15 protein-coding genes and 1 pseudogene are annotated in these 23,360 nt (G+C 67.2%); 7 read left to right on the forward strand and 9 right to left on the reverse strand.

The window, feature by feature from the left end:
* Positions 1-278 precede the first annotated feature (278 nt).
* The 5 genes from QOL82_RS04735 (at position 279) to xrtE (ending at position 7,604) form a co-directional block, all read left to right on the forward strand.
* Positions 279-3,404 carry a hybrid sensor histidine kinase/response regulator gene (locus QOL82_RS04735; RefSeq protein WP_283441095.1) on the forward strand — a complete coding sequence of 1,042 codons (3,126 nt, stop codon included), beginning with the start codon at positions 279-281 and terminating at the stop codon, positions 3,402-3,404.
* Positions 3,405-3,420: 16 nt separating this feature from the next.
* Positions 3,421-4,245 (forward strand): CheR family methyltransferase, encoded by an 825-nt coding sequence (locus tag QOL82_RS04740; RefSeq protein ID WP_283441096.1) that lies wholly within the window; start codon positions 3,421-3,423, stop codon positions 4,243-4,245.
* Between the two features lie 18 nt (positions 4,246-4,263).
* Positions 4,264-5,454, forward strand: a complete 1,191-nt coding sequence (locus tag QOL82_RS04745; RefSeq protein ID WP_283441097.1) for a hybrid sensor histidine kinase/response regulator — start codon at positions 4,264-4,266, stop codon at positions 5,452-5,454.
* Positions 5,455-5,594: 140 nt separating this feature from the next.
* Positions 5,595-5,789: a hypothetical protein gene (locus QOL82_RS04750; RefSeq protein WP_283441098.1), complete on the forward strand. Its 195-nt coding sequence runs from the start codon at positions 5,595-5,597 to the stop codon at positions 5,787-5,789.
* Positions 5,790-5,921: 132 nt separating this feature from the next.
* Entirely contained in the window at positions 5,922-7,604 is a 1,683-nt protein-coding gene (xrtE, locus tag QOL82_RS04755; RefSeq protein WP_283441099.1) for an exosortase E/protease, VPEID-CTERM system, read from the forward strand.
* 16 nt (positions 7,605-7,620) lie between these two features.
* Here the strand turns inward: xrtE and QOL82_RS04760 are convergent, their stop codons facing one another.
* The 6 genes and pseudogenes from QOL82_RS04760 to QOL82_RS04785 form a co-directional block, all read right to left on the reverse strand.
* Positions 7,621-9,018, reverse strand: a complete 1,398-nt coding sequence (locus QOL82_RS04760; RefSeq protein ID WP_283441100.1) for a hypothetical protein — start codon at positions 9,016-9,018, stop codon at positions 7,621-7,623.
* Positions 9,019-9,209: 191 nt separating this feature from the next.
* A complete protein-coding gene (locus tag QOL82_RS04765) occupies positions 9,210-9,617 on the reverse strand; it encodes a hypothetical protein (protein ID WP_283441101.1) in 408 nt (135 codons plus the stop codon).
* Between the two features lie 46 nt (positions 9,618-9,663).
* Positions 9,664-10,188: a hypothetical protein gene (locus QOL82_RS04770; protein ID WP_283441102.1), complete on the reverse strand. Its 525-nt coding sequence runs from the start codon at positions 10,186-10,188 to the stop codon at positions 9,664-9,666.
* A 148-nt stretch (positions 10,189-10,336) separates the two neighbouring features.
* Positions 10,337-13,465 (reverse strand): annotated as a pseudogene (locus QOL82_RS04775) (response regulator); the annotation flags it as partial.
* A 327-nt stretch (positions 13,466-13,792) separates the two neighbouring features.
* The gene (locus QOL82_RS04780) at positions 13,793-15,622 is read right to left on the reverse strand and encodes a putative bifunctional diguanylate cyclase/phosphodiesterase (RefSeq protein ID WP_283441104.1); all 1,830 of its coding nucleotides are present in this window, start codon (positions 15,620-15,622) and stop codon (positions 13,793-13,795) included.
* Positions 15,623-15,789: 167 nt separating this feature from the next.
* Entirely contained in the window at positions 15,790-16,386 is a 597-nt protein-coding gene (locus QOL82_RS04785; protein ID WP_283441105.1) for a DUF924 family protein, read from the reverse strand.
* A 286-nt stretch (positions 16,387-16,672) separates the two neighbouring features.
* On the opposite strand from QOL82_RS04785, the gene cls reads away from it, so the two are divergent.
* Positions 16,673-18,037 carry a cardiolipin synthase gene (gene cls, locus QOL82_RS04790; RefSeq protein WP_283441106.1) on the forward strand — a complete coding sequence of 455 codons (1,365 nt, stop codon included), beginning with the start codon at positions 16,673-16,675 and terminating at the stop codon, positions 18,035-18,037.
* Between the two features lie 46 nt (positions 18,038-18,083).
* Here the strand turns inward: cls and serA are convergent, their stop codons facing one another.
* Positions 18,084-19,283, reverse strand: a complete 1,200-nt coding sequence (serA, locus tag QOL82_RS04795) for a phosphoglycerate dehydrogenase (protein ID WP_283441107.1) — start codon at positions 19,281-19,283, stop codon at positions 18,084-18,086.
* Positions 19,284-19,366: 83 nt separating this feature from the next.
* Here serA and QOL82_RS04800 point away from each other — a divergent pair, with 83 nt between their 5' ends.
* Positions 19,367-20,152 (forward strand): ferredoxin--NADP reductase, encoded by a 786-nt coding sequence (locus QOL82_RS04800; RefSeq protein WP_283441108.1) that lies wholly within the window; start codon positions 19,367-19,369, stop codon positions 20,150-20,152.
* 24 nt (positions 20,153-20,176) lie between these two features.
* Here QOL82_RS04800 and QOL82_RS04805 read toward each other — a convergent pair whose 3' ends face one another.
* A complete protein-coding gene (locus QOL82_RS04805) occupies positions 20,177-21,994 on the reverse strand; it encodes a glycoside hydrolase family 15 protein (RefSeq protein ID WP_283441109.1) in 1,818 nt (605 codons plus the stop codon).
* A gap of 122 nt (positions 21,995-22,116) precedes the next feature.
* A complete protein-coding gene (locus QOL82_RS04810; protein WP_430438434.1) occupies positions 22,117-23,295 on the reverse strand; it encodes an ABC transporter substrate-binding protein in 1,179 nt (392 codons plus the stop codon).
* Positions 23,296-23,360 lie beyond the last annotated feature (65 nt).

Below are 23,360 nucleotides of genomic sequence, written 5' to 3' on the forward strand. Positions count from 1 at the left end.
GTGCTCCGTGGTCAGTTGGCATGGTACTCCAGGGTGCTGTAGCGGAACCGGCGAAGCATCTCATGCAGCGCCGCGTTTGGAAAGCCTGCTCACCTAAAGTATATGCCAGAAAGAAACTTTTATTCATAAAATAATTTCTCTGCTGCAATTACCTTTGACTGCGGTCATTGTGCGCACCGGTCGTCTTTTTCTGCGCTCGCCCCTATAATTCCGCTGCCTATCGACCTTGCCAGCCTGACACTTTCCCGGGCGCGCCTATTTTATTCAACGCAATCTCCATGCAGCCAAGCGCAAAAAACACCCTCGCCCTCTATCTGGCCATCGCCGCGATCAGCGCCATCGTGTTCGTCATCGACACCCAGACCCGCGTCGGTTACGCCGAATGGCTGCTGTACCTCGTGCCGGTGGCGCTGACCATGTTCCAGCCGCGCCCGCTGGCGCCGTTCCTGGTGGTCGCCAGCCAGATCGTGCTGCTGATACTCGGCTTCCTGATGTCGCCCGACGGCATCGATTCCCAGATCGGCGCGACCAACCGGGTCGTCGGCTTCATCGTGCTCATTGCCATCGCCTTCCTGGTGAACAAGGTCATCGTCGAACGCAACCGGTCCCAGAAGCTGATCTGGCTGCAGCGGGGCGACAGCGAACTGTCGGCCAGCATGCTGGGCGAACTCGACGTCGGCCAGCTCGGCGACCAGCTGCTGCACACGCTGTGCCGCTATACCGACGCCCAGCTCGCGCTGTTCTACCGCGCCGAGGGCGCCAACCTGTTCCCGGCGGCCGCGTATGCATCCGACCGGCCGCTGGCGGACCTGCCGCCGCTCGCGCTCGGCCAGGGCCTGGCCGGCGAAGCGGCGCGCGACGGCGCGGTGCTGGTGCTGTCGGACCTGCCGCCGGACTACCTGCGCATCAGTTCCGGCGCCGGTGAGAGCCGCGTGTCGCGGCTGGTCATCGCGCCGGTCAGCGCCGACGGCAAGCTGCAGGGCGTGATCGAGCTGGGCTTCCTGCGGCCGGGCGTGAATATCGGCGCGGTGCGCGAGCTGCTGCTGATGGCCGGCGAAAGCATAGGCGTGGCGATCCGCTCGGCGCTGTACCGCCAGCACCTGGCCGCGCTGCTGGAGGAAACCCGGCGCCAGGCGGAGGAACTGCAGGTGCAGCAGGAAGAGCTGCGCCAGTCGAACGAGGAACTCGAGGAACAGAGCCGCATCCTGCGCGAGTCGCAGGCGCAGCTTGAACTGCAGCAGGCCGACCTGGAGCAGGCCAACACGCAGCTGGAAGAGCGCACGCAGCGGCTCGAATTGCAGAAGGCGCGGCTGGTCGAGGTGCAGAAAGGCATGGAGGAAAGCGCCGCGCAGCTGGCGCGGGCCAACCAGTACAAGTCCGAATTCCTGGCCAACATGTCGCATGAACTGCGCACGCCGCTGAACAGCTCGCTGATCCTGTCGCAGATCCTGGCGGACAACAAGCCGGGCACGCTGAGCGCCGAACAGGTGCGGTATGCGCAGACCATCCATGCGTCCAACAATGACCTGCTGGCGCTGATCAACGACATCCTCGACCTGTCCAAGATCGAGGCCGGCCACATGGAAGTGCGGCCGCTGCCGCTTGCCATGGCTGCGCTGACCGAGCCGCTGCGCCGCATGTTCGAGCCGCTGGCGCAGGAAAAGGGCCTGTCCTTCCAGGTCCGCGTCGCCGCCGACGCGCCGGCCTCGCTGGTGACCGACAGCCAGCGCCTGACCCAGGTGCTGCGCAACCTGCTGTCGAACGCATTCAAGTTCACCGCCAGGGGCGAGGTTGCGCTCGAAGTCTCGGCCGCCGGCGACAAGGTGCGCTTCGCGGTGCGCGACAGCGGCATCGGCATCCCGGCCGAACAGCAGGACATGATCTTCGAGGCATTCCGTCAGGCCGACGGCAGCACCAGCCGCGAATACGGCGGCACCGGCCTCGGCCTGTCGATCTCGCGCCAGCTGGCGCGGCTGCTCGGCGGCGAGATCCGCGTCGAAAGCGCGGTCGGCATCGGCAGCACCTTCACGCTGGACGTCGCCGCGGCGCTCGACGGCAGCGAACGGGCCGCGCCGCCTGCGGCCGAACCGGTGCGCAGCGCCGTGGCTGCCGGTTCGAAGGCGACTGCGCCGCAGCAGTCCCAGCTGAAACCGCAATCGCAATCAAAATCGCAGCAGGAACCGGAGAAACCGGCGGCCGGCATCGACGACGATCGCGGCAGCCGCAAGCGGGAGCGGCTGATCCTGGTCATCGAGGACGACCTGCGCTTTGCCGGCATCCTGTACGAGCTTGCGCACGAGCTCGATTTCGACTGCATCCACACCGTCACCGGCGACGAAGGCTACCGGCTCGCCCGCGAGCACCAGCCCAGCGCCATCCTGCTCGACGTCGGCCTGCCGGACCAGTCCGGACTGGGCGTGCTGGAGAGGCTCAAGCGCGACCCGCAGACGCGGCATATCCCCATCCACATGCTGTCGGTGGACGACCATACGCACACCGCGCTGGAGATGGGCGCGGTCGGCTTCGCGCTCAAGCCGGTCGCGCGCGAGGGACTCATCAGCGCCATCGGCCGGCTCGAGCAGCAGCTGCGGAAGGAGGCCCGCCGCATCCTGGTGGTCGAGGACAACGAGCCGCTGCGCGAGAACCTGGCGCTGCTGCTGGGCGGCGACGGCATCGAGATCGCGACGGCCGGCACCGTGGCCGAGGCATTGGACCAGGTGTCGAAGGTCACCTTCGACTGCATGGTGATGGACCTGATGCTGCTGGACGCCTCCGGCTACCAGCTGCTGGAGCAGATGGCGGCCGGCGGCAAGCATTCGTTCCCGCCCGTGATCGTCTACACCGGGCGCGCGCTGTCGCCGCAGGAAGAGCAGCGGCTGCGCAAGTACTCGCAGTCCATCATCATCAAGGGCGCGCGCTCGCCGGAACGGCTGCTCGACGAGGTCACGCTGTTCCTGCACCGGGTCGAGGCGACGATGCCGCCGGACCAGCGCGCGCTGCTGCTGCAGGCGCGCCAGCGCGACGCGGCCTTCGAGGGCCGCCGCATCCTGATCGCCGAGGACGACGTGCGCAACATCTTCGCGCTGACCAGCATCCTGGAGCCGCTGGGCGCGGAACTGGTGGTGACCCGCAACGGCCGCGAGGCGGTCGACGCGCTGGCCGCGCGCAGCGACATCGACCTGGTGCTGATGGACCTGATGATGCCGGAGATGGACGGCCTGGCCGCCACCCGCGCGGTGCGCAAGATGCCGCAGCATGCGCGGCTCCCCATCATCGCGCTGACCGCCAAGGCCATGCGCGACGACCGCCAGCATTGCCTGGACGCCGGCGCCAACGACTATATCGCCAAGCCGATCGACGTCGACAAGCTGGTGTCGCTGTGCCGCGTCTGGATGCCGCGCTGAGCGCCGGGAGAACGGGATGCCGCATGCGCCGACCACCTTCGATATCGAACTGAACCTGCTGCTGGAAGCGGTCTACCAGAAGTACCAGCACGACTTCCGCCATTACGCCCGCGCGTCGCTGCGGCGGCGCATACGGCAGGCGCAGGAGCGCTTCAGCTGCCCGACCGTGTCGCGGCTGCAGGAGCGCGTGCTGCACGAACCCGAGGTGTTCGCGCAGATGCTGCAGTACTTCACCGTGCAGGTCAGCGAGATGTTCCGCGACCCCGCCTACTTCCTGGCGCTGCGGCGCCACGTGCTGCCGGTGCTGTCGACCTATCCGTCGATCCGCATCTGGGTCGCCGGCTGCAGCACCGGCGAGGAAGTCTGGTCGCTCGCCATCCTGCTGGCCGAGGCCGGGCTGCTGGAGCGCACGATCATCTACGCGACCGACATCAACCCGGAGGCGCTGAAGGCGGCCGAGGCCGGCATCTACGACATCGCGCGCATCGCCGACTTCAGCCGCGCCTACCTCGAGGCCGGCGGCACCCGCTCGCTGGCCGACTACTACACCGCCAGCGAGCATGGCGCGCTGTTCGACCGGTCGCTGCGCCGCAACGCGGTCTTCGCCGACCATAGCCTGGCGACCGACAGCGTGTTTTCCGAGGTCCATCTGGTATCCTGCCGCAACGTGCTGATCTACTTCGAGCGGGAGCTGCAGCAGCGCGCGCTGGGCCTGTTCCACGATGCGCTGATCCACCGCGGATTCCTCGGGCTGGGGAGCCGCGAAACCCTGCGGTTTTCGAGCCATGCATCGCACTTTTCCGAATTCTGCGCCGCCGAGCGGCTCTACCAGCGCCTTTGACATGATTCCTGAACCGCCATGCATCCATCCATAGACCGCGTCGTTTCCACGCAGGACGTTCCCGTCCTGGTCGTCGACGACGTCGAACAGAACCTGGTCGCCATCGAGGCGCTGCTCACCCGTCCGGGAATCAGGGTGCTGAAGGCCGACTCGGGCGTGGCCGCGCTGGAGATCCTGCTGGTGCAGGAAGTCGCGCTGATCCTGCTGGACGTCCAGATGCCCAACATGAACGGCTTCGAGCTGGCCGAACTGGTCCGCGGCAATCCGCATACCCGCGACATCCCGCTGATCTTCATGACCGCCGCCATCAACGAGCCGCAGCGCAGCTTCCTCGGCTACCAGGCCGGCGCCGTCGACTTCCTCTACAAGCCGGTCGAGCCCGACATCCTGCGCAGCAAGGTCAATGTCTTCGTCCAGCTGTTCGCGCAGAAGAAGCAGATGGCGGCGCAGATGGACGAGCTGCGGCAGGCGCTGCATGTCAACGAGATGTTCACCGCGGTGCTGGGCCACGACCTGCGCAATCCGCTTGCCGCCGTGCTCAACGGCGCCGAGCTGCTGCTGCTGACTTCGGCCGAGCCCAAGGTCGGCGCGGTGGCCAGCCGCATCCGCTCCAGCGCCAGGCGCATGGAAAAGATGGTCAGCCAGCTGCTCGACGTCGCCAGCATCCGCGCCGGCGGCGTTGCGCTGGAGCTCGCGCGCGGCAACTATGCGCAACTGTGCCGGCGCATCGCCGACGAACTGAAGCAGGCCGGGCATGCGAACCCGGTGCAGATCGACGCGGCCGGGGACGCCGACGGCGTGTTCGACCCGCACCGCATCGGCCAGGTGCTGTCCAACCTGCTGGGCAATGCGCTCCAGCATGGCGACCCGGAAGGCAGCGTCTCGGTGCGCATCGACGGCGCCGACCCGGTGCGGCTGACAATGTGCATCCACAACCGCGGCGCGATGCCGGCCGCGGTGCTCGAGCAGGCATTCACGCCCTTCCGTCCCGGCCGCGAGCCGCGCGGCCAGCCGGGGCTGGGACTGGGCCTGTACATCGCCAAGTACTTCGTCGATGCGCATGGCGGCAGCATCGCGCTGACCTCCAGCGAGGACGAGGGCACGAAGTTTACGATCACGCTGCCCCGCGACCAGCTGAAGGCGGCGGCATCCGGCCTCTCCGGATCTGCCGGCGCTCCTGGCTCCGACCGCGCCGCCGGCTCCAGCTGACCTGTCATCACCGGGCAAGGCGGCGGGCATGCCGCATGCGCCCGGTCTGTGCTATCTCAAGCTCGGCCATTACGCAGCAGGCTAAGGTGAACCTCGCAGTCCAGCAAACATTAACAGTTGGCTTTAAGAGGAGTATTGCCATGTTGCGAAAATTAGCCGCCACCTCCATCCTGCTCGCCCCCCTGCTCGCCTTCGGGCAAGGCAATGGCCATGGTTATGGCCATGGCAACGGGCACGGCCGGCATGCGCCCGAGATCAACGGCGGCAACGTCGTGCTGGCCCTCGCGCTGCTGGGCGGCATCCTGAGCCTGAGCCGTCGGCGCAAGAACCGCTGACCAACCGGGGCGGCGTCACCGTGGCCGTCGCGCGGCGCCCGGCAATGCCGGGCTTACGCGCGCAGCCGGAACGTCGCCCGCTGTTTCAACCCGACTTGTCTCTCCCACAGCGATGCCGGCTGACATGATGTGATGGAAGAGCGCCTGCCCGCATTCCACCCGACGCCGCCCGCAGGCAGCCTGGCCGGCGCAGCGCCACGGGCGCGCCGGGGCCAGGGACGCCGTGTCCTGCTGCTGCTGGCCGCGATTGCCGCACAGGCGGCATTGCTCAAGCTGACGATACACCCGCGCGCCGACGGCGCCTTCCTGACCCTGCCCGGCGGGCTGTTCCAGCCGCTGCTGTATCTCGTCCTCGGCTTCGGCCTGCTGCTGTCCACCCGCTACGCGGCGGTGTGGCAGTCGCTGGTCGATTCGGCGCGCAACCATCGCTGGCGCAGGATGCTCGCGCCGCAGCTGGCCAGCTACGCCCTGCTCGCCTTCTGCGCCAGCCGGCTGCTGCCGACCGCGTTCAGCGCCGCGCCCGCACTGGCGTGGCCGGTGTCGGCATGGTGGACGATGCTGCTGGCCGTGTCGGTCGCGCTGACCTGCGGCTTCTCGCTGGCGCTGGTCGCGCCGGCCGCATGGTGGGCGCAGTTCGCGCGCAGGGAATGGAAGACGCTGCTGCTGGCCTGCATCTTCCCGCTCAGCCATTTCATCGTCTATTCGCTGGTGGTGCGCTCGGAGGACTGGCTGAGCGGACCGACGATGGCGGTCGTGCGCTTCCTGCTCGAGCTGGCCTATGACGACGTATCGATGGACTTCGCGGCCAAGGTCATCGGCACCAGCCGCTTCGACGTCATCATCGATCACCTCTGCTCCGGGTATGAAGGCATAGGCATGATGACCGTGTTCCTGATCTGGTATCTGCACAGCTTCAGCCGCGACTTCCGCTTTCCCCCCGCGCTGTGGCTGTTCCCGCTGGCGGCGCTGGCGATCTGGCTGTCCAACTGCCTGCGCATCGCGCTGCTGATCGGGATCGGATCGTCGATGTCGTCCGAAGTCGCGATGGACGGCTTCCATGCGAATGCCGGGTGGATCTTCTTCATCGCCGTGGCGCTCGGCATGGTGGCGCTGGCACGGCGCAGCGCATTCCTCTGCCGCCGCGCCGCGCCGCGCGGCCTGGTGATCGATGCCGACAATGCGCTGGCGATACCGTTGCTGGCGATGCTGGCGGCGACGCTGCTGACGTCGGCAATGGAAAGCGGCTTTCCGTGGCTGTACCCGGTGCGCATGCTGGCGACCGCCGCCGCCATTGCGCTTCTATGGCCGCACCTGCGCCCGTACCTGCAACTCCGCTTCACCCCCGCTGCGCTGCTGCCGCGGCTGTTCCCCGCGCTGGCCGGACTGCTGGTATTTTTACTCTGGATCGCGCTGGTGCCGCCGTCGGCCGCGATGGACCGCGCATTCAGCGACAGCCTGTTCGCCGCGCCGGCCGCCTTGTCCGCGGCATGGATCGTGATGCGCATCGCCGGATCGTCCGTCGTCATCCCCATTGCCGAGGAACTGGCGTTCCGCGGCTACCTGCCGCTGCTGTTCAGGGGCGGCGCGGATGCGTTCCGGCCCGGCGGCCCGATACACTGGCCGGCCTTCGCCGCGTCCTCGCTGCTGTTCGGCGCGCTGCACGACGCCTGGCTGGCCGGCACGCTGGCGGGCGCCGCCTACTACCTGGTCAGGCAGCGTTCGGGACGACTGTCCGACAGCATCGTCGCGCATGGCACGACCAACCTGCTGCTGTGCGCCTACGTGCTGATCGACGGGCGCTGGTCCTACTGGTAACGCGGCTTCGGGCGCTTCACTGCGTGCTGGCGGCGCTATCCGTCAATGGCTGGCCGTCGGCGGCCAGCGCCTTGCGAGCGTCATCGGACTTGCTGCGGGCCTGGCCTTCGGCGTCGCTGTCGGCGCCGTCCTTGCCCGGCACGGCCGACAGCATGCCGGCCGAATATTCCTGCAGGAGGATATCGAGCAGCGTCACGGTGGGCGCGAGTTGTCCGGTGCCGCCGGTCCGGGGAGCGGCTGCCGGGGCCGGCGGCGGCTTGAACGCCGGGCCTTGCGAATCGCCGGCATCGGAAGCGGTGCGCTTGGGGGCGGGCGGCAGCGCCGGGAAATGGACCAGCCTTGTCGGACTTTGCAACTGGGTCAGGATCCGGCGCTTGACGCCCTGCCGGCCCGGCTGCAACGCCTGCGGCTGCGGCGCCGCGCGCACCACCGTCGCCCTTCGCCGCACGACAGCCCTCCGGCCGGATGTGGACATCGCCGTCGGCGCCTGGCGTGCAGGATGTTCCGGCAGCGTTGGCCGCTTCGCCGCCATGGCCTCGGTCTGGGCCCGGCGCAAGGCCGCGGCGGCCGGGGAAGTCACCCGCGGACTCCGGGGCGAACGGGTCGCGCCCGGGCTGGTAGGCCTCGCGCCGTGCAGCGCGCCGACCAGCCAGTCGACCGCATCGAACCAGAGAAAATCGGCCTTCCTTATCTTTCCTGCAACGATGGCGCGCCGCCAGCGCGCGATGAACAGGCGCAGCAGCGGGCCGTCCGCCTCCTTGCGCGCCTGCGCCGCCAGCGCATCCGGTGAGCGCCCGCCGCCTTTCATCGCTTCGACGATGTAGTTCATTGCCGCCACCCGGAAAATCGCGATGCAGGCGTCGATCGATGCCGGCGCGTCGTTCGCGGCGCCCATCAGCGCGGGCAGCCTGCCGGTGGCGACGCTGTCGATGCAGAACCGGCGCAGCTGCACCCGCCGCGCGCCGTCGCCCAGGGTCAGGCTGTTCGCGCCGGTCTGCGCCAGCCAGCCGGAACGCGGTTTTGCCGGACTGTCGGCGAACGAGCGCTTCCTGCGGTTCCCGGCCAGCAGCGCAACCGCGTTGCGCAGTTGCCCGGCCCGGATGTCGCGGTCCACGTCGATGCCGGACGCGTTCTGCAGCGCGTCCACCGCGAGCCGCCCCGGCGATCCGAGCGAACGCAGCCGCTCGGGCGTCACGTTGCAGGCCGCGCTGGCCAGCGCGGCGCGCAGCGTCATGCGCTCGGCGGCGATGTCGCCGCGGCTGAAAAGCCGCCGGACCAGCGGGTCGCGATGCGGCAGCGCCCGCACTTCCACCAGGCTCCCGTCGTGGGTGCCGCGCAGCCTGGCCTTGTCGCGGGCGTCCTGGAACACCGCATTGATCTGGCGGCAATGCAACCGGTCGAGCGGGAGCTGCAAGGTGGCGGTTCGGACGGCTTGACCGCGTGTCGGCTGTTTGGGCATGGGCTCCTCGGCGAAATGCCATGACGGCGAGGGCACGCTTGCCCACCCCGCATGGAGCGCCTTGGTAACCCGACCGGCAGGCCGGTTCGCCGCCGGCCGTTGCGGCGCGGCTGGCAAGTTGCTGGGCTGAATGACGGGTAACGGCGCTACGCGCCAAAGCGGCGGCGCTGGCGGAACTCCTGCTCCCGCAGCAGCCGCCCGAGTTCGGTCGACTGATCCGGCATTTCGTCGGGCGCGTCGTTGGGCGCGAACAGCAGCGAACGGTCGTCGTCGGCGAACTGGCCGGCGAGACTGCCGGTCCTGCGCGCCGGACGGGCGCTTTCGCGCCCGGCCAGCGGCCCGTTCTCGTCGACCATTTCGCCGACCAGCGCATTGCCCTGCGGCTCGACCACGCCGTCGAAGAAACGTCCGACCTTGTCCATCGACAGCGGCTCGACGCTTGCCATGGAAAGCGCGCCGACGCTGCTGCGCGGCGCGCCGGCGGCAGGCGCCGGGTCGTCGCGGCTGCGCGGCGCCTGGCGGACGCCGCTGACTTCCTTGCCTGTATCGGCCATTGCCTGTTCCTCCATCACGCCGGAAGGTTTGCCGCAGGCGCGCCGGTCAGCGCCGGTCCGGCTGCCTGGATGGACAGGGCAACTGCATCAGCCTGTCGATCAGCCTGTCGAGCGCCTGCCGCTGTTCCGGCGTGAACGGCGCGGCCTCGACCGGGTAGCCGTCATCCGGGACGCAGCCCGGCCGATGCGGCATCCGGCCCTGCGACCCGTCGCCCGGCAGCGCGCTGACGGTCTTGCAATACAGCCGGGCCAGCACCGTCAGCGGCGGCGCCAGCCAGCCGGCCTTCGGCACGACGTTGCCGGCCAGCTGCTCGCGGACGTTGGCCACCAGCGGCCGCGCGCCCGGCATGCCGTCGACATGCTGCAGCACCACTTCGATCGCGACCCGCGCAGCCACGGCGGCGCGCGGACTTGCCTGCCGCAGCAGGGATGGGCGGTCCGTGCGGACATACAGGATGACCGCGCCGTCGGCGCCCGGCCTGCCGCCGACCTCGTCGCCCGGGGACAGGCTGTTGAACAGGGTCGCCAGTTCGACCGGCGTCGTGTGCGTGCTGACTGAAAGCTCCCGCATCCATTCCTCAATAGGGTCGATAAATCAAAATTCCGGTCGCCCGCGGTGAGCGGCGTCATGCTCGCGGCGCGACCGGCCCATCAGGCAGGTAAGTGATCCGGAACCGATCTTTGTTCCATAATCGACCGTTAAAGCGATTATCGGAATCTTATTTTTTCAGCCAGTAGCGCATCACGGTCAGCAGGCGACGGGCGTCGACCGGCTTGGTGATGTAGTCCGACGCGCCCGCGGCGATGCATTTTTCACGGTCGCCCTTCATCGCCTTCGCGGTCAGGGAAATGATGGGCAGCGTGGCGAAACGGGCGATCCGGCGGATGGCGCGGGTGGTGTCGTAGCCGTCCATTTCCGGCATCATCACGTCCATCAGCACGATGTCCACCCGTTCGCTCCGTTCCAGCGCCTCTATGCCTTCCCTGCCGTTTTCCGCGAACAGCACCGTCATCCGGTGCCGCTCCAGCACGGAGCTGAGCGCGAAGATGTTGCGCAGGTCGTCGTCGACGACCAGCACCTGGCGGCCGGCCAGCACATCGTTGTCCGCGTCGGCGTCCGCCTGCCCGGCGCCGGCCGCCGCGTCGCCGTCGTAGGCGTCCTCCCTGCCGCCGAGAATGCGCGATGTTTCCTCAAGCAGGCGCAGCGGCGAGCGCGCGTCCTTGGGCACCACCGCGCGCACCAGCCGCCGCAGCCGCAATGCGTCGTCGTCGCCGACCTCGGTGGCCGTATGGATCACCACCGGCAGCCCGTGCAGGCGTTCGTCCCGGTCTATCATTTCCAGCAGGTCGTAGCCGTCGATGTCCGGCAGATTCAGGTCGAACACCATGCAATCGAATGGCTCGGACTTCAGCGCATGCAGCGCCTGGCCGCCGCTTTCCACGGCGACCACGCGGACGTTGGGCATGCTGATCAGCGCCGTGACCGCATCCCGCTGCACCGGGTCGTCCTCGACCACGAGCACGCTGCGCCGGTCGTCCATCAGGATGCCGGTCGCCTGTTGCGATTGCGGCAGCTGCAGCAGTTGCGGTGATTGCGGGGAGTCCAGCGATGTCGCCGGCTGCAGCGACGCCGGCGACATCGCTTCCAGTGGCGCGGGCATGGGCGCCGGCGGCCCGGCCTGGCTGCGCTGCGGCAGGTAAAGGGTGAACGTGCTGCCTGCGCCGATTTCACTGCTGACCTGGATCTCGCCGTCAAGAAGCCGCGCCAGCTCGCGGCTGATCGACAGGCCGAGCCCGGTGCCGCCGTACTTGCGCGCCGTGCTCCCGTCGGCCTGCTGGAATGCCTCGAAGATCAGCTGCAGCTTGTCGGCCTTGATGCCGACGCCGGTGTCGGTCACCGAAAAGGCCAGCACCGTGTCGGCCCGCTCCAGCCCGGGATGGCCGGGGGTCCAGCCGGAACGGGCGGCGGCGACCGACAGGGTGATGCGGCCGCGGGCAGTGAACTTGAACGCGTTCGACAGCAGGTTCTTCAGAATCTGCTGCAGCCGCGTGATGTCGGTCGAGATTGCCGCCGGCAGGCCGGGTTCGATGACCACCGAAAACGCCAGCTGCTTCAGTTCGGCCATGTGGCTGAACGTGCGCAGCACGTAATGCTGCAGCTGTTCGAGCGGGTACTTCGTCACTTCCAGCGTGACCGTGCCCGATTCGATCTTTGACAGGTCGAGGATGTCGTTGATCAGCGTCAGCAGGTCGCTGCCGGACGCATGGATGGTGCGGGCGAATTCGACCTGGCGCGGCACCAGGTTCTGGTCCGGGTTGTCGGCCAGCTGCTGCGCCAGGATCAGCAGGCTGTTCAGCGGCGTGCGCAGCTCGTGCGACATGTTGGCCAGGAACTCGGACTTGTACTTCGACGACAGCGCGAGCTGCGTCGCCTTGTCCTCCAGCGCCAGCTTGGCCTGCTCGACCTCGCGGTTCTTGCGCTCGACCTCGATGTTCTGCTCCGACAGCAGCCGCGCCTTCTCGGCCAGCGCCATATTGGTCTGCTGCAGCTCGTGCGCCAGCGACTGCGACTGCGTCAGCAGGCTTTCGGTGCGGCCGTTGGCCTCGATCGTGTGGAGCACCACGCCGACGGATTCCATCAGCTGGTCGAGGAAGGAAAGGTGGGTGTCGGTGAAGCGTTCCAGCGACGCGATCTCGATCACCGCCTTGACCTGCTGCTCGAACAGGATGGGCAGCATCACGATGTTGGCCGGCGGCGCCGACCCGAGCCCGGACGAGATGCGCACGTAGTCGGGCGGCACCTGGTCCAGCCAGATCCGGCGCTTCTCCAGCGCGCACTGGCCGACCAGCCCCTCGCCCAGCGCGAACGCCGGCGCCACGCTGTCCCTGGCCTGGAAGCCGTAGCCGGCGATCATGGTCAGCATCGCGTCGCGGCCCTGGTCGTCCATCAGGTAGAACACGCCATGGTGGGCAGACACCAGCGGCGCCAGCTCGGACAGGATCAGCGCGCTGGTGGTGGCGAGGTCGCGCTGGCCCTGCAGCAACCGGGTGAAACGGGTCAGGTTGGTTTTCAGCCAGTCCTGCTGCGCGTTCTTCTGCGTCGTCTCCTTCAGGTTGCGGATCATCTCGTTGATGTTGTCCTTCAACCGCGAGACCTCGCCGCGCGCCCGCACCTGGATCGAGCGCGACAGGTCGCCGCGGGTCACCGCGGTCGCCACGTCCGTGATCGCCCGCACCTGCGTGGTCAGGTTGGCCGCGAGCTGGTTGACGTTCTCGGTCAGGTCCTTCCAGGTGCCCGACGCGCCGGGCACGCTGGCCTGGCCGCCCAGCCGGCCTTCGGTGCCGACCTCGCGCGCGACCCGGGTCACCTCGGCGGCGAAGGCGCTCAGCTGGTCGACCATCACGTTGATGGTTTCCTTGAGCTCCTGGATCTCGCCCTTCACATTCACGGTGATCTTCTTGGACAGGTCGCCGCGCGCCACCGCGGTCGTGACCTCAGCGATGTTGCGCACCTGGGCGGTCAGGTTGGACGCCATGAAGTTGACATTGTCGGTCAGGTCCTTCCAGATGCCGCTCATGCCGCGCACCTGCGCCTGGCCGCCCAGTCGGCCCTCGGTGCCGACCTCGCGCGCGACCCGGCTCACTTCGGACGCATAGGCGTTGAGCTGGTCGACCATCACGTTGATGATGTTCTTCAGCTGCAAGATCTCGCCGCGGACGTCGGCCGTGATCTTCTTCGACAGGTCGCCGCTGGCGACCGCGCCGATCACCAGCGCCATCTCCGTCGTCGGGCGCACCAGGTCGTCGATCAGGTTGTTCACCGCCTGCACCGTGTCGGCCCAGCCGCCCAGCGCGGACGGCATCGGCGCGCGCTGCGCCAGCCGGCCTTCCTGGCCGACCGCCTGGCTGACCCGGCTGAGGTTCTCGGCCATCCACTGGTTCATGCCGACGATGTCGTTGAACGCGTCGGCGATCTTGCCGGCCACGCCGTCGGCGTCGGCCGGCAGGCGCACCGAGAAATCGCCGCGCCTGAATGCCTGCAGCGCCCGCAGCAGTTCGCCGGCATTGTAGGCAGCGTCGGATGGCAGCCCCGAAAGCGGGTCCTCGTGGCTGTTCTCCGCGGGATTGGTCATCCGTTTCCTTCCTTCATGCTGCGCGCCGGCGCGACGATCGCATCAGGCGCGGCTGGTCTGGGACATCTGCCGTTCGAGGAAGTCCGCCGGCAGCGGCTTGCTGTAGTAGTAGCCCTGGTATTCGTCGCAGCCGAGCGACTTCAGCAGCGCCAGCTGCTCCCGGGTCTCGACGCCCTCGGCCACGACCCGCAGCGCCAGCGCGCGCGCCATGCTGACCACGGCCGCGACGATCGCGGTGTCGCCGGCGGTCTTGCCGAGGTCGCGGATGAAGGACTGGTCGATTTTCAAGATGTCGATCGGCAGCGACTTCAGCACCGACAGCGACGAATAGCCCGAGCCGAAGTCGTCGATGGCGATGGTGATGCCGCCTTCGCTCATCTCGCGCAGCATCGCGCCGGCGCGGTCGAGGTCGCGCATCAGCATCGATTCGGTCAGCTCGAGGTGCAGCAGCCGCGGCGGCAGCCCGTGCTGGCGCAGCATGTCCAGCAGCCTCGCCGGCAGGTCGGCGTCGACCTGCGGCAGCGCGATGTTGACCGCGATGGGCAGGTTGGCCATGGTCTTGTTGCGCTGCCACTGCTGCATCTGCGTGCAGACCGCGTCGATGACCCAGCGGCCGATCGGCGCCAGCAGCCCGCTGTCGGCTGCCTGCTGCAGGAAGGACGCGCCGGCCATCATGCCCAGCCGCGGGTGCCTCCAGCGCAGCAGCGCTTCCATGCCGACCACCCGCGAGCTCATGATGTCGACCTTGGGCTGGTAATGCAGCTCGAACTCGCCGCGCTCGAGCGCCTGCTGCAGTTCCTGTTCCAGCAGCGCCCGCTCCTGCACCCGAACATTCAGCTCCTCGTGGAAGAACTGCACGCTGCCGCGCGCCTGCTGCTTCGCGTGGTACATCGCGAGGTCGGCGTTCTTCATCAGCGTCTGCACGCTGTCGCCGTCCTGCGGATAGACGCTGATGCCGATGCTGACCGAGGTCTTCAGCACATGCGCGCCGATCTCGCACGGCGCGCTGTTGGCCTGGACGATCTTGCGCGCGACCGCCGCGGCGTCCGGATAGTCCGGCAGGCCTTCCATCAGCACCACGAACTCGTCGCCGCCCAGCCGCGCAACCACGTCGGACTCGCGGACCGCGCCGGACAGGCGGCTCGCCACCTGCATCAGCAACGCGTCGCCGACATCGTGGCCCAGCGTGTCATTGATGGTCTTGAACCGGTCCATGTCGAGGAACAGCACGGCCAGGCTGCCGCCGGCGCGGTTGGCGCGGGTGATCGCCTGCTCCAGCCGCTCCATCAGCGAGCGCCGGTTGTAGAGCCCGGTCAGCGGGTCGCGCGTGGCGAGGCCATGCGCCCTTTCCTCTGCCTGCCGGCGCTCGACGATTTCCGCCTCCAGCGCCGCGTTGGCGTCCTTCAGGTCCTTCATCCGCTGCACCTGCAGGTCGCGGTTTAGTTCGGCCAGCTCCTCGGCCTGGCGCTGCAGCAGCAGGTTCTTCCTGGCCAGGTCGACGAACACCGCGACCTTGTTCTGCAGGATCTGCGGAATGATGGGCGTAAACAGGTAGTCGACGGCGCCCTTCTGGTAGCCCTTGAGCCGGTGCATCTCGTCCGCATAATGCGCGGTCACGAAAATGATGGGCACCGATGCCGAGCGCGGGTGGGAATGGATGATCTGCGCGGTCTCGAAACCGTCCATGCCCGGCATGCTGACGTCCAGCAGGATTACCGCGAACTGCTGCTGCAGCACGTGCCGCAGCGCTTCCTGGCCCGACTGCGCGGTAATGACCTCGTAGTCAGCCTCGTCATGCTTGCGCACCAGCACGCTTTCCAGGGCCATCAGGCTTGCCGGATGATCATTGACGAGTAGGACTTTGGGCTTCATCGCATTTTCTCTCTTCAGTCGGTGCGCTTCCGGAACCGCACCAGCGTCCGTGGGCGATTATCACAAGCTAACACACTTACTTTATGGCAATGACAACAAAGTTAAGTTGATCGAGTGCAAGTTTATCGTGATTCAAGGAAACATTCTCCGCAGATCATAGCCGCGAATCAAAAGGAGGAGCCCGGTTCTTGCAAAAAGGATACTTCTTCCGGTGTCGATTCCCGACCGAGGATCGCGTTCCTGTGCGGGAAGCGGCCGAAACGTTCGATCACGCGCCGGTGCCGCAGCGCATAGGTCAGGAAATTCCGGTACTGCTCGACTCGGGAAGGCGGGGCCTGGTGAAACAGCTGCGTATATAGCTGGACCGAGCGGTTCTGGTCGGCGATGGACTCGGCATGCTCCAGCGGAAGGTAAAGGAAAACCCGTTCTATCGGCTTGAGCTGGCGGTCCATGCCGCTGTCGATGGCGGCGACCGCGGCAGCATGGGCAGCCTGGTCGGACCCGAAGGCAGCGGCGGAACCGCGGTAGATATTGCGCGGCAGCTGGTCGGTCAGCAGGATGAAGGCCAGCGCGCCCTGCGGCGCGGCTTTCCAGTCATCCAACGCGCCGGCGCGAGCTGCTTCGACCAGCGGCGTGAAGCGCGTGGCCAGTTCCGCATCCAGCGCGGCCGATTTGCTCCACCATAACTTGGACTGCCGGTCCGCCGCCGAGTCGTCGGCAGGACCGCCAAACCAGCAGGCGTGCAGGGATTCCGCTGTTTCCATACCGCCCACCGTTGTCGTAAAGCTGCATTTTAACCACGATTAACAAAGATCACACTCCCCTAACTTCGGTAGAGATCGATGCACTTTTGGCAACAAGCGAATAAGTTGCGCAGAAGCTATAGTTGTCATCGTCGGCGATGCTATGCTCGATTCTGACCGGGAATGTTTCCCGTGGGGCGGCATAGCGCAAGGGAATGAAAAGAGAATGAAAAGCACGTTTGCAATACCTGCCGGATCGAATGACCGGCAGCGCGGCGCGGCGCGTCCTGGCGTTGGCCGCAGATTGATGACCGCCCTGCAGACAGGTTTGCTGTGCCTGGCGCTGAGCGCCTGCGCCAGCCTGCCGGACCTGCGCGACCTGTCGGCATCGCTGCAGCCGAGCAAGGTCGCGACGGTCGAGACGCAAAATGGCGCGCTTCCCGCATCGAAGGCACAGTCCCTCCTGGCGCAGCGGCTCCGTGGCGCGAAGAAAACCGACCTGACCGCGCTGGCGGCGCTGGAAGAAGCCGCGACCGGCAGCCCGCTGACCGCCGGCAACAAGACCACGCTGCTGTTCGACGGCCCGGCCACGATCAGCGCGATGATGGCTGCGATCGAGCGTGCGACCGACCACATCAATTTCGAAACCTATATCTTCGACGAGGACGAGGTCGGCCTCAAGTTTGCCGACCTGCTGATCGCCAAGCAGCGCGCGGGCGTCCAGGTCAATATCATCTATGACAGCGTCGGCACGCTGGGCGTGTCGGCCGGCTTCTTCCAGCGCCTCCGCGACGCCGGCGTCAACCTGACCGAATTCAACCCGGTGAACCCGCTCAAGCGCTTCGGCGACTGGCGCATCAACAACCGCGACCATCGCAAGATCCTGATCGTCGACGGCAAGACCGGCTTTGCCGGCGGCGTCAATATCGCGGAAGACTACTCGCACAGCTCGCTGTTCCGCTCCCGCAAAACGCGCAGCGGCGAACTCGGCTGGCGCGACACGCACCTGCAGCTCGAAGGGCCGGCGGTGGCGTCGCTGCAATGGCTGTTCCTCGACACCTGGGCGCAGCAGAACAAGAACCCGCTTCCCGATCTCGATTATTTCCCGTCCCTGCCGCCGGTGGGCGACAAGGTCGTGCGCATCGTCGCCAGCCACCCGGGCGGCGACTTCGAGATCTACAAGGCATTCACGCTGGCGCTGCAGGAAGCGAAGCAGTCGATCCACATGACCAACGCCTATTTCGCGCCGGACGCTCAGATACTGGAACGGCTGCTGGACGCGGCACGGCGCGGGATCGATGTAAAAATCATTTTCCCCAGCCAGTCGGACGCGGGCGTCGTCTATTACGCGGGACGTTCGTTCTATACCGAACTCCTGCAGGCGGGCGTGCGCATTTTCGAACTGAAGGGGTCGGTGCTGCATGCGAAGACCACGGTGGTCGACGGCCTCTGGTCCACCGTCGGTTCATCCAATTTCGACATCCGCAGCTTCATGCACAACAGCGAGATCAATGTGATCGTGCTGGGCGACCCGTTCGGCCGCACGATGGAATCTGCCTTCCAGGAAGACATCCGCAACTCGCACGAAGTGAAGCTGGAAGAGTGGGAGCAGCGCTCGCCGGCCGAGCGCGTGAAGGAATGGAGCGCCAGGCGGCTCGCGTACTACCTCTGAACGGATGAATGCGGGGAGCGGCGCCGCCCTCCCCGCATCGTCTTCGCTATACCAGGTGGCAGCGTATCGCCGCGCTTTCCCCGCACAGCTTCTTCATCAGCGACTGCTCGATCGGCGCGTCGACGTCGGTCACCGCATAGCCTATCGGACCGCGCGTCTGCAGGTGCTGCGCCACGATGTTCAGCCCGCTTTCCGCAAACAGCGCATTCATCCGCGCGATGACACCCGGCTCATTGCGATGCACATGCAGGATGCGGCTGACCACTTCCTTCTGCTGGTGCGCAACCTCGGGGAAGTTGACCGCCGAGCGCGTGGTGCCGGCCGACAGGTAGCGCGCCAGCTTGTCGGACACCTCGCGGCCGATGTTTTCCTGTGCTTCCTCGGTGCTGCCGCCGATATGCGGGGTCAGGATCACGTTCTCCAGCCCGCGCAGCGGGGACACGAATTCCTCCTTCTCGCTGCGCGGCTCGACCGGGTAGACGTCGAGCGCGGCGCCGCCGAGCCTGTTGCCGCGCAGCGCCGCATTGAGCGCGTCGATGTCGACCACGCCACCGCGCGACGCATTGATCAGCACGGCCGACGGCCGCATCAGCGCAATGCGTTCCGCGCTGAGCAGATTGGTCGTGGACGCGCCGCCGGGCACATGCAGCGTCACCACGTCGGCCTGGCGCAGCAGTTCATCGAGCGGCATCGGACGGGCATTTCCCAGCGGCAGCTTGCTTTCCGGGTCGTAGTAGCAGACCCGCATGCCGACGCTCTCGGCCAGGATGCCGACCTGCGCGCCGATGTTGCCGTAGCCTATGATGCCCAGCAGCTTGCCGCGGGTCTCGAACGCGCCGGTCGCGCTCTTGTCCCAGACGCCGCGATGCGAGCGGGCATTCTTTTCCGGAATGCGCCGCAACAGCAGGATGGCCTGCGCGATCACCAGTTCCGCCACCGACCGGGTATTCGAATACGGCGCGTTGAACACCGGGATGCCCAGCGTCGCCGCGGTATTCAGGTCGACCTGGTTGGTCCCGATGCAGAAGCAGCCTATCGTGCGCAGCCTGGGCAGCGCGTGCAGCACATCGGCGGTCAGCTGGGTGTTGGAGCGGATGCCGACCGCGTCGGCGTCGGACAGCGCGTCGATCAGTTCCGCCCCGGCCAGCGCGCGGGGCACCTGGACGATGTTGGTGAAGCCCTGCGCCTGCAGGTTTTCCACGGCGCTCGGATGAATCTTTTCCAGTAGTACGATCTTGTCGTTCAATGCATTCCCCCTCGATTAGCTGAAGGGCATTTTATGGCAGAATCGGCAATCACAAGGGGCAGCACCACTTTTAAGGCCATACCATGACAACAGGACCCCTGACCAGCGACAAGGGCACGCGCGAAACCATCACGCAACTGCATCGCTGGACCGACAAGCTCATCACCTTCCGCATCACGCGCCCCGCCAACTACGAGTTCACGCCGGGCCAGTACGCCCGCCTCGGCCTGCCCGACGGCGACAGCCTGATATGGCGGGCCTATTCGATCACCTCGACGCCGGGCGAGGACACGCTGGAGTTCTACGGCATCATCGTCGAAGGCGGCCAGTTCACCAGCAGGCTGGATCAACTCCAGGCGGGCGACCCGATATGGCTCGACCGCCAGGTGTTCGGTTTCATGACCGAAAGCCGCTTCAGCGATGGCGAAGACCTGTGGATGCTGGCGACCGGCACCGGCGTCGGCCCCTTCATCTCCATACTGCGCGACAAGCCGCTGTGGCAGCGTTGGCGCAACGTGGTGCTGGTGCATTGCGTGCGCCATCCCGACGAGCTGGCCTATGCCGACGAACTGGCGGCGATGGTACGGGCCGAGACCGGGGCTGCCGGCGGGCCCGGCAGGCTGCGCGTGCTGCAGCTGGTGACCCGCGAAGCGGCCGGCGACTACCTGCATGGCCGCATCACGACCCTCCTGCAGGACGGCGCGCTCGAAAAGGCGGCCGGACTGCCGCTGAATGCGGAACGGTCGCGGGTCATGCTATGCGGGAACCCGGCGATGATCGAGGAGACGCGCAAGCTGCTGCATGAACGCGGCATGCGGCCGGTGCGGCGGATGAATCCCGGGCAGTTCGTCACCGAGAATTACTGGTAGCGCTCGCGCCTGGACGGCCGTGTTTCAGCCGGTCGCCGCGCGCGACAATGCCGGCCCCGGCGTCGCGTCGTCCGCATGCGCCAGGTTAAGCGCCGAATTGATGATGCCGATGTGGCTGAACGCCTGCGGGAAATTGCCGAGCATGCGCCGCCGCTCCGGGTCGTATTGCTCCGCGAGCAGGCCCACGTCGTTGCACAGCGCCAGCAGCCGTTCGTACAGGGCGCGCGCGTCGTCGCGGCGTCCCAGCAGCACCCACGCGTCGACCAGCCAGAACGAGCAGATCAGGAAGCTTCCCTCGCCGGCGGGCAGCCGGTCGACGTCGCAGCCGCCGAGGTAGCGCTGCAGCAGGCCGCCGCGCATTAACTGCCGTTCGATGCGCTCCACCGTGCCGCGCACCCGGCTGTCGTCCGGGGGCAGGAAACCGGTGAGCACGATATGCAGCAGGCTGGCGTCGACGTCGTCCGCGCCGTAGTACTGGACGAAGCTGCCGAGCGCGGCGTCGTAGCCTTCGCGGCAGACCTGTTCATGGATGGTGTCGGCCACCGCGCGGCAGCGCCTTGCCAGCGCCTGCCCTTCTTCATCGTTCCAGGTCTCGGCGAACCAGGTCGCATAACGGTCGAAGGCGGCCCAGGCCATTACCTTGGAATGCACATAGTGGCGCGGCGCGCCGCGCACTTCCCAGATGCCGTGGTCCGGCTCGCGCCATGCCGACTCCAGGAAGGCGACGATCTGCCGCGACAGCGCCGGCCCGCGCGGATGGCCGGACACGCCGCCGCGCAGCGCCTGCGTCATCGCGTCGACGACCTCGCCGTAGGTGTCGAGCTGGCGCTGGCTCGCCGCGCCATTGCCGATGCGAACCGGCCGCGAGCCTGCATAGCCGGACAGCCACGGCAGTTCCATCTCCGGCAGGCGGCGCTCGCCGCTGACGCCGTACATCACCTGCATCTGCTCGGGATTGCCCGCGATGGAGCGCATCAGCCAGTCGCGCCACGCCCGGGCTTCATCGAAATAACCGAGCTTCATGAAAGCCATCAGCGTCATCGTCGCGTCGCGCAGCCAGCAATAGCGGTAATCCCAGTTGCGCTCGCCGCCCGGCCACTCGGGCAGCGACGTGGTGGCCGCCGCGACGATGCCGCCGGTCGGCCGGTAGGTCAGCGCCTTCATCGTGACCAGCGAGCGCTTCACCTGCGCGCTGTAGGGACCGCAGGCCGGGCACCGTGACGAGAATTCCTCCCACCATGCCTGCGTATCCCGCAGCGCCTGCTCCGCATCGACCGGCGGCGCGACCGGCAGGTGCGACGCCTGGTGATGCAGGCAGAACGCGACGCGCTGGCCGGCCCGGACGCTGAAGCGGCTGACGGTATGCTGGTTGACGCCATGCAGCGGCGCCCGCGTGCGCAGCACCAGCAGCTCCGGCCCGGCGACCGCCGTCAGCGTCTCGCCGTCGAGCCGCTCGACCCAGGGCACGATGTGCCCGTAGTCGAAGCGCATGACCAGGCTCATCAGGAAGGGCACCTCGCCTTCGACGCCTTCGACGATGCGGACCACGCCGGGAGAATGGGAGTCGACCGGCATGAAGTCGATCAGCGTCGCCGCGCCGTCCGCGGTGCGGAAGCGGGTCTCCAGCACCATGGTGCCGTCGCGATAGGCGCGGCTGGTTTCGTAAGCCTGGTCAGGCGCGATCTGCCACAGGCCGTTCTCCGGGCCGCCCAGCAGGGCCGCGAACGGCGTCGCGGAGTCGAAGCGCGGCAGGCACAGCCAGTCGATCGAGCCGTCCCGGGACACCAGCGCCGCACTCCGGCAGTCGCCAAGCATTGCGTAATCTTCTATCGGTGCAGCCATGTCGTCATCCGGTCATCCGTGGTCGCGGCATGACAGGATACGGGACTTCGCCAATGTCTTCCGGGGCCGGGCCGGCCCTGCACCCGCCGGTTTATGCGTTCAACCTGCGTAGCGCACGGCCTTCACGGCAGATAACGCCAGCCGCCGTTCCTGATCTGCACCATCACGCGCGCCCGCGCATCGAGTCCAAGGTGGTCCTTGGCGCTCATGTTGACGATGCCGTTCGTGGTCGGCAGGTCCTTGATGCCCTCAAGCGCATCGCGCAGCGCGGACCGGAATTCGGGCGTGCCGGGCTGGGCCTTCTTCAGCGCCTCCGGGATCGCGCGCTGCAGCAGCAGGCCGGCATCCCATGCATAGGACGCGAACGCCGCCACGCTGCCGGCGCCGTGTATCGCCTCGTATTTCTTCGAGAAGTCCAGCGCGGCCTTCCGGGTCGGATTGCTCTCGGGAAGCTGGGCCGGCACCATCACCGGGCCGGTGGCAAGGAAGGTGCCGTCGCAATCCTTGCCGCAGACGCGCAGGAAGTCGCTGTTGGCGACGCCGTGGTTATGGTAGATCGGGCCCTTGTAGCCGCGTTCGACCAGCGCCTTGACCGGGAGCGCCGCCGGCGTGCCGAAGCCGCCGATGACGACCGCGTCCGGCCGGGCTCCCACCACCTTCAGCACCTGCCCGGTGACGCTGGTGTCGGTGCGGCTGAAACGCTCGACCGCGATCACCTTGATCTTCTTCAGCTCGGCGAACTTCGACACCTCGATCAGGAAATTCTCGCCCAGCGCGTCCGAGAAGCCGATAAAGCCCATGGTCTTCACGCCGTTGTCGCTCATGTGCTGCGCAATCGCCGTCGCCATCATCGTGTCGGTCTGCGGCGTCTTGAACATCCATGCGCGGTTCGCATCCATCGGCTCGATGATGCGGTTGGACGAGGCCAGGCTGATGGTCGGCGTCTTGCCCTCGCCGATCACGTCCACCATCGCCAGCGAGTTCGGCGTGGTGGTCGAGCCGATGATGGCGTCGACCTTTTCCTCGGCGATCAGCTTGCGGGTATTGGTCACGGTGGTGTTGGTGTCGGACGCATCGTCGAGGATGATGTAATCGACCTTCTTGCCGCCAATCTCGCGCGGCAGCAGCGCGATGGCATTCTTTTCCGGGATGCCCAGCGAGGCGGCCGGGCCGGTCGACGAGATGGTGACGCCGATCTTGATCTGCGCCATCGCCGGAGCCGCCGCCACAAGACCGGCGACCGCGGCGAACGCAAGTATGCCGGCCTTCAGGCGCGGCAATGCGGGTGAAGTAATACGCATGGTGAAGGTCTCCTCCGGTTTTCCGGAATGCTCCGCTGGGCGGAATTATTATTTGCGGGTGTCGC

It is taken from the genome of Noviherbaspirillum suwonense (assembly GCF_900182955.1).
Taxonomy (GTDB): domain Bacteria; phylum Pseudomonadota; class Gammaproteobacteria; order Burkholderiales; family Burkholderiaceae_D; genus Noviherbaspirillum_A; species Noviherbaspirillum_A suwonense.

Excerpts from the sequence above, each read along its gene's own strand:
- QOL82_RS04740 (WP_283441096.1), top strand. The coding sequence starts at position 3,421 with ATGCCGCATGCGCCGACCACCTTCGATATCGAACTGAACCTGCTGCTG.
- xrtE (WP_283441099.1), top strand. The coding sequence starts at position 5,922 with ATGGAAGAGCGCCTGCCCGCATTCCACCCGACGCCGCCCGCAGGCAGC.
- QOL82_RS04770 (WP_283441102.1), bottom strand. The coding sequence starts at position 10,188 with ATGCGGGAGCTTTCAGTCAGCACGCACACGACGCCGGTCGAACTGGCG.
- QOL82_RS04805 (WP_283441109.1), bottom strand. The coding sequence starts at position 21,994 with ATGGCTGCACCGATAGAAGATTACGCAATGCTTGGCGACTGCCGGAGT.
- QOL82_RS04745 (WP_283441097.1), top strand. The coding sequence starts at position 4,264 with ATGCATCCATCCATAGACCGCGTCGTTTCCACGCAGGACGTTCCCGTC.
- QOL82_RS04765 (WP_283441101.1), bottom strand. The coding sequence starts at position 9,617 with ATGGCCGATACAGGCAAGGAAGTCAGCGGCGTCCGCCAGGCGCCGCGC.
- QOL82_RS04800 (WP_283441108.1), top strand. The coding sequence starts at position 19,367 with ATGACAACAGGACCCCTGACCAGCGACAAGGGCACGCGCGAAACCATC.
- QOL82_RS04780 (WP_283441104.1), bottom strand. The coding sequence starts at position 15,622 with ATGAAGCCCAAAGTCCTACTCGTCAATGATCATCCGGCAAGCCTGATG.
- QOL82_RS04810 (WP_430438434.1), bottom strand. The coding sequence starts at position 23,295 with ATGCGTATTACTTCACCCGCATTGCCGCGCCTGAAGGCCGGCATACTT.
- QOL82_RS04750 (WP_283441098.1), top strand. The coding sequence starts at position 5,595 with ATGTTGCGAAAATTAGCCGCCACCTCCATCCTGCTCGCCCCCCTGCTC.
- cls (WP_283441106.1), top strand. The coding sequence starts at position 16,673 with ATGACCGCCCTGCAGACAGGTTTGCTGTGCCTGGCGCTGAGCGCCTGC.
- QOL82_RS04785 (WP_283441105.1), bottom strand. The coding sequence starts at position 16,386 with ATGGAAACAGCGGAATCCCTGCACGCCTGCTGGTTTGGCGGTCCTGCC.
- QOL82_RS04735 (WP_283441095.1), top strand. The coding sequence starts at position 279 with ATGCAGCCAAGCGCAAAAAACACCCTCGCCCTCTATCTGGCCATCGCC.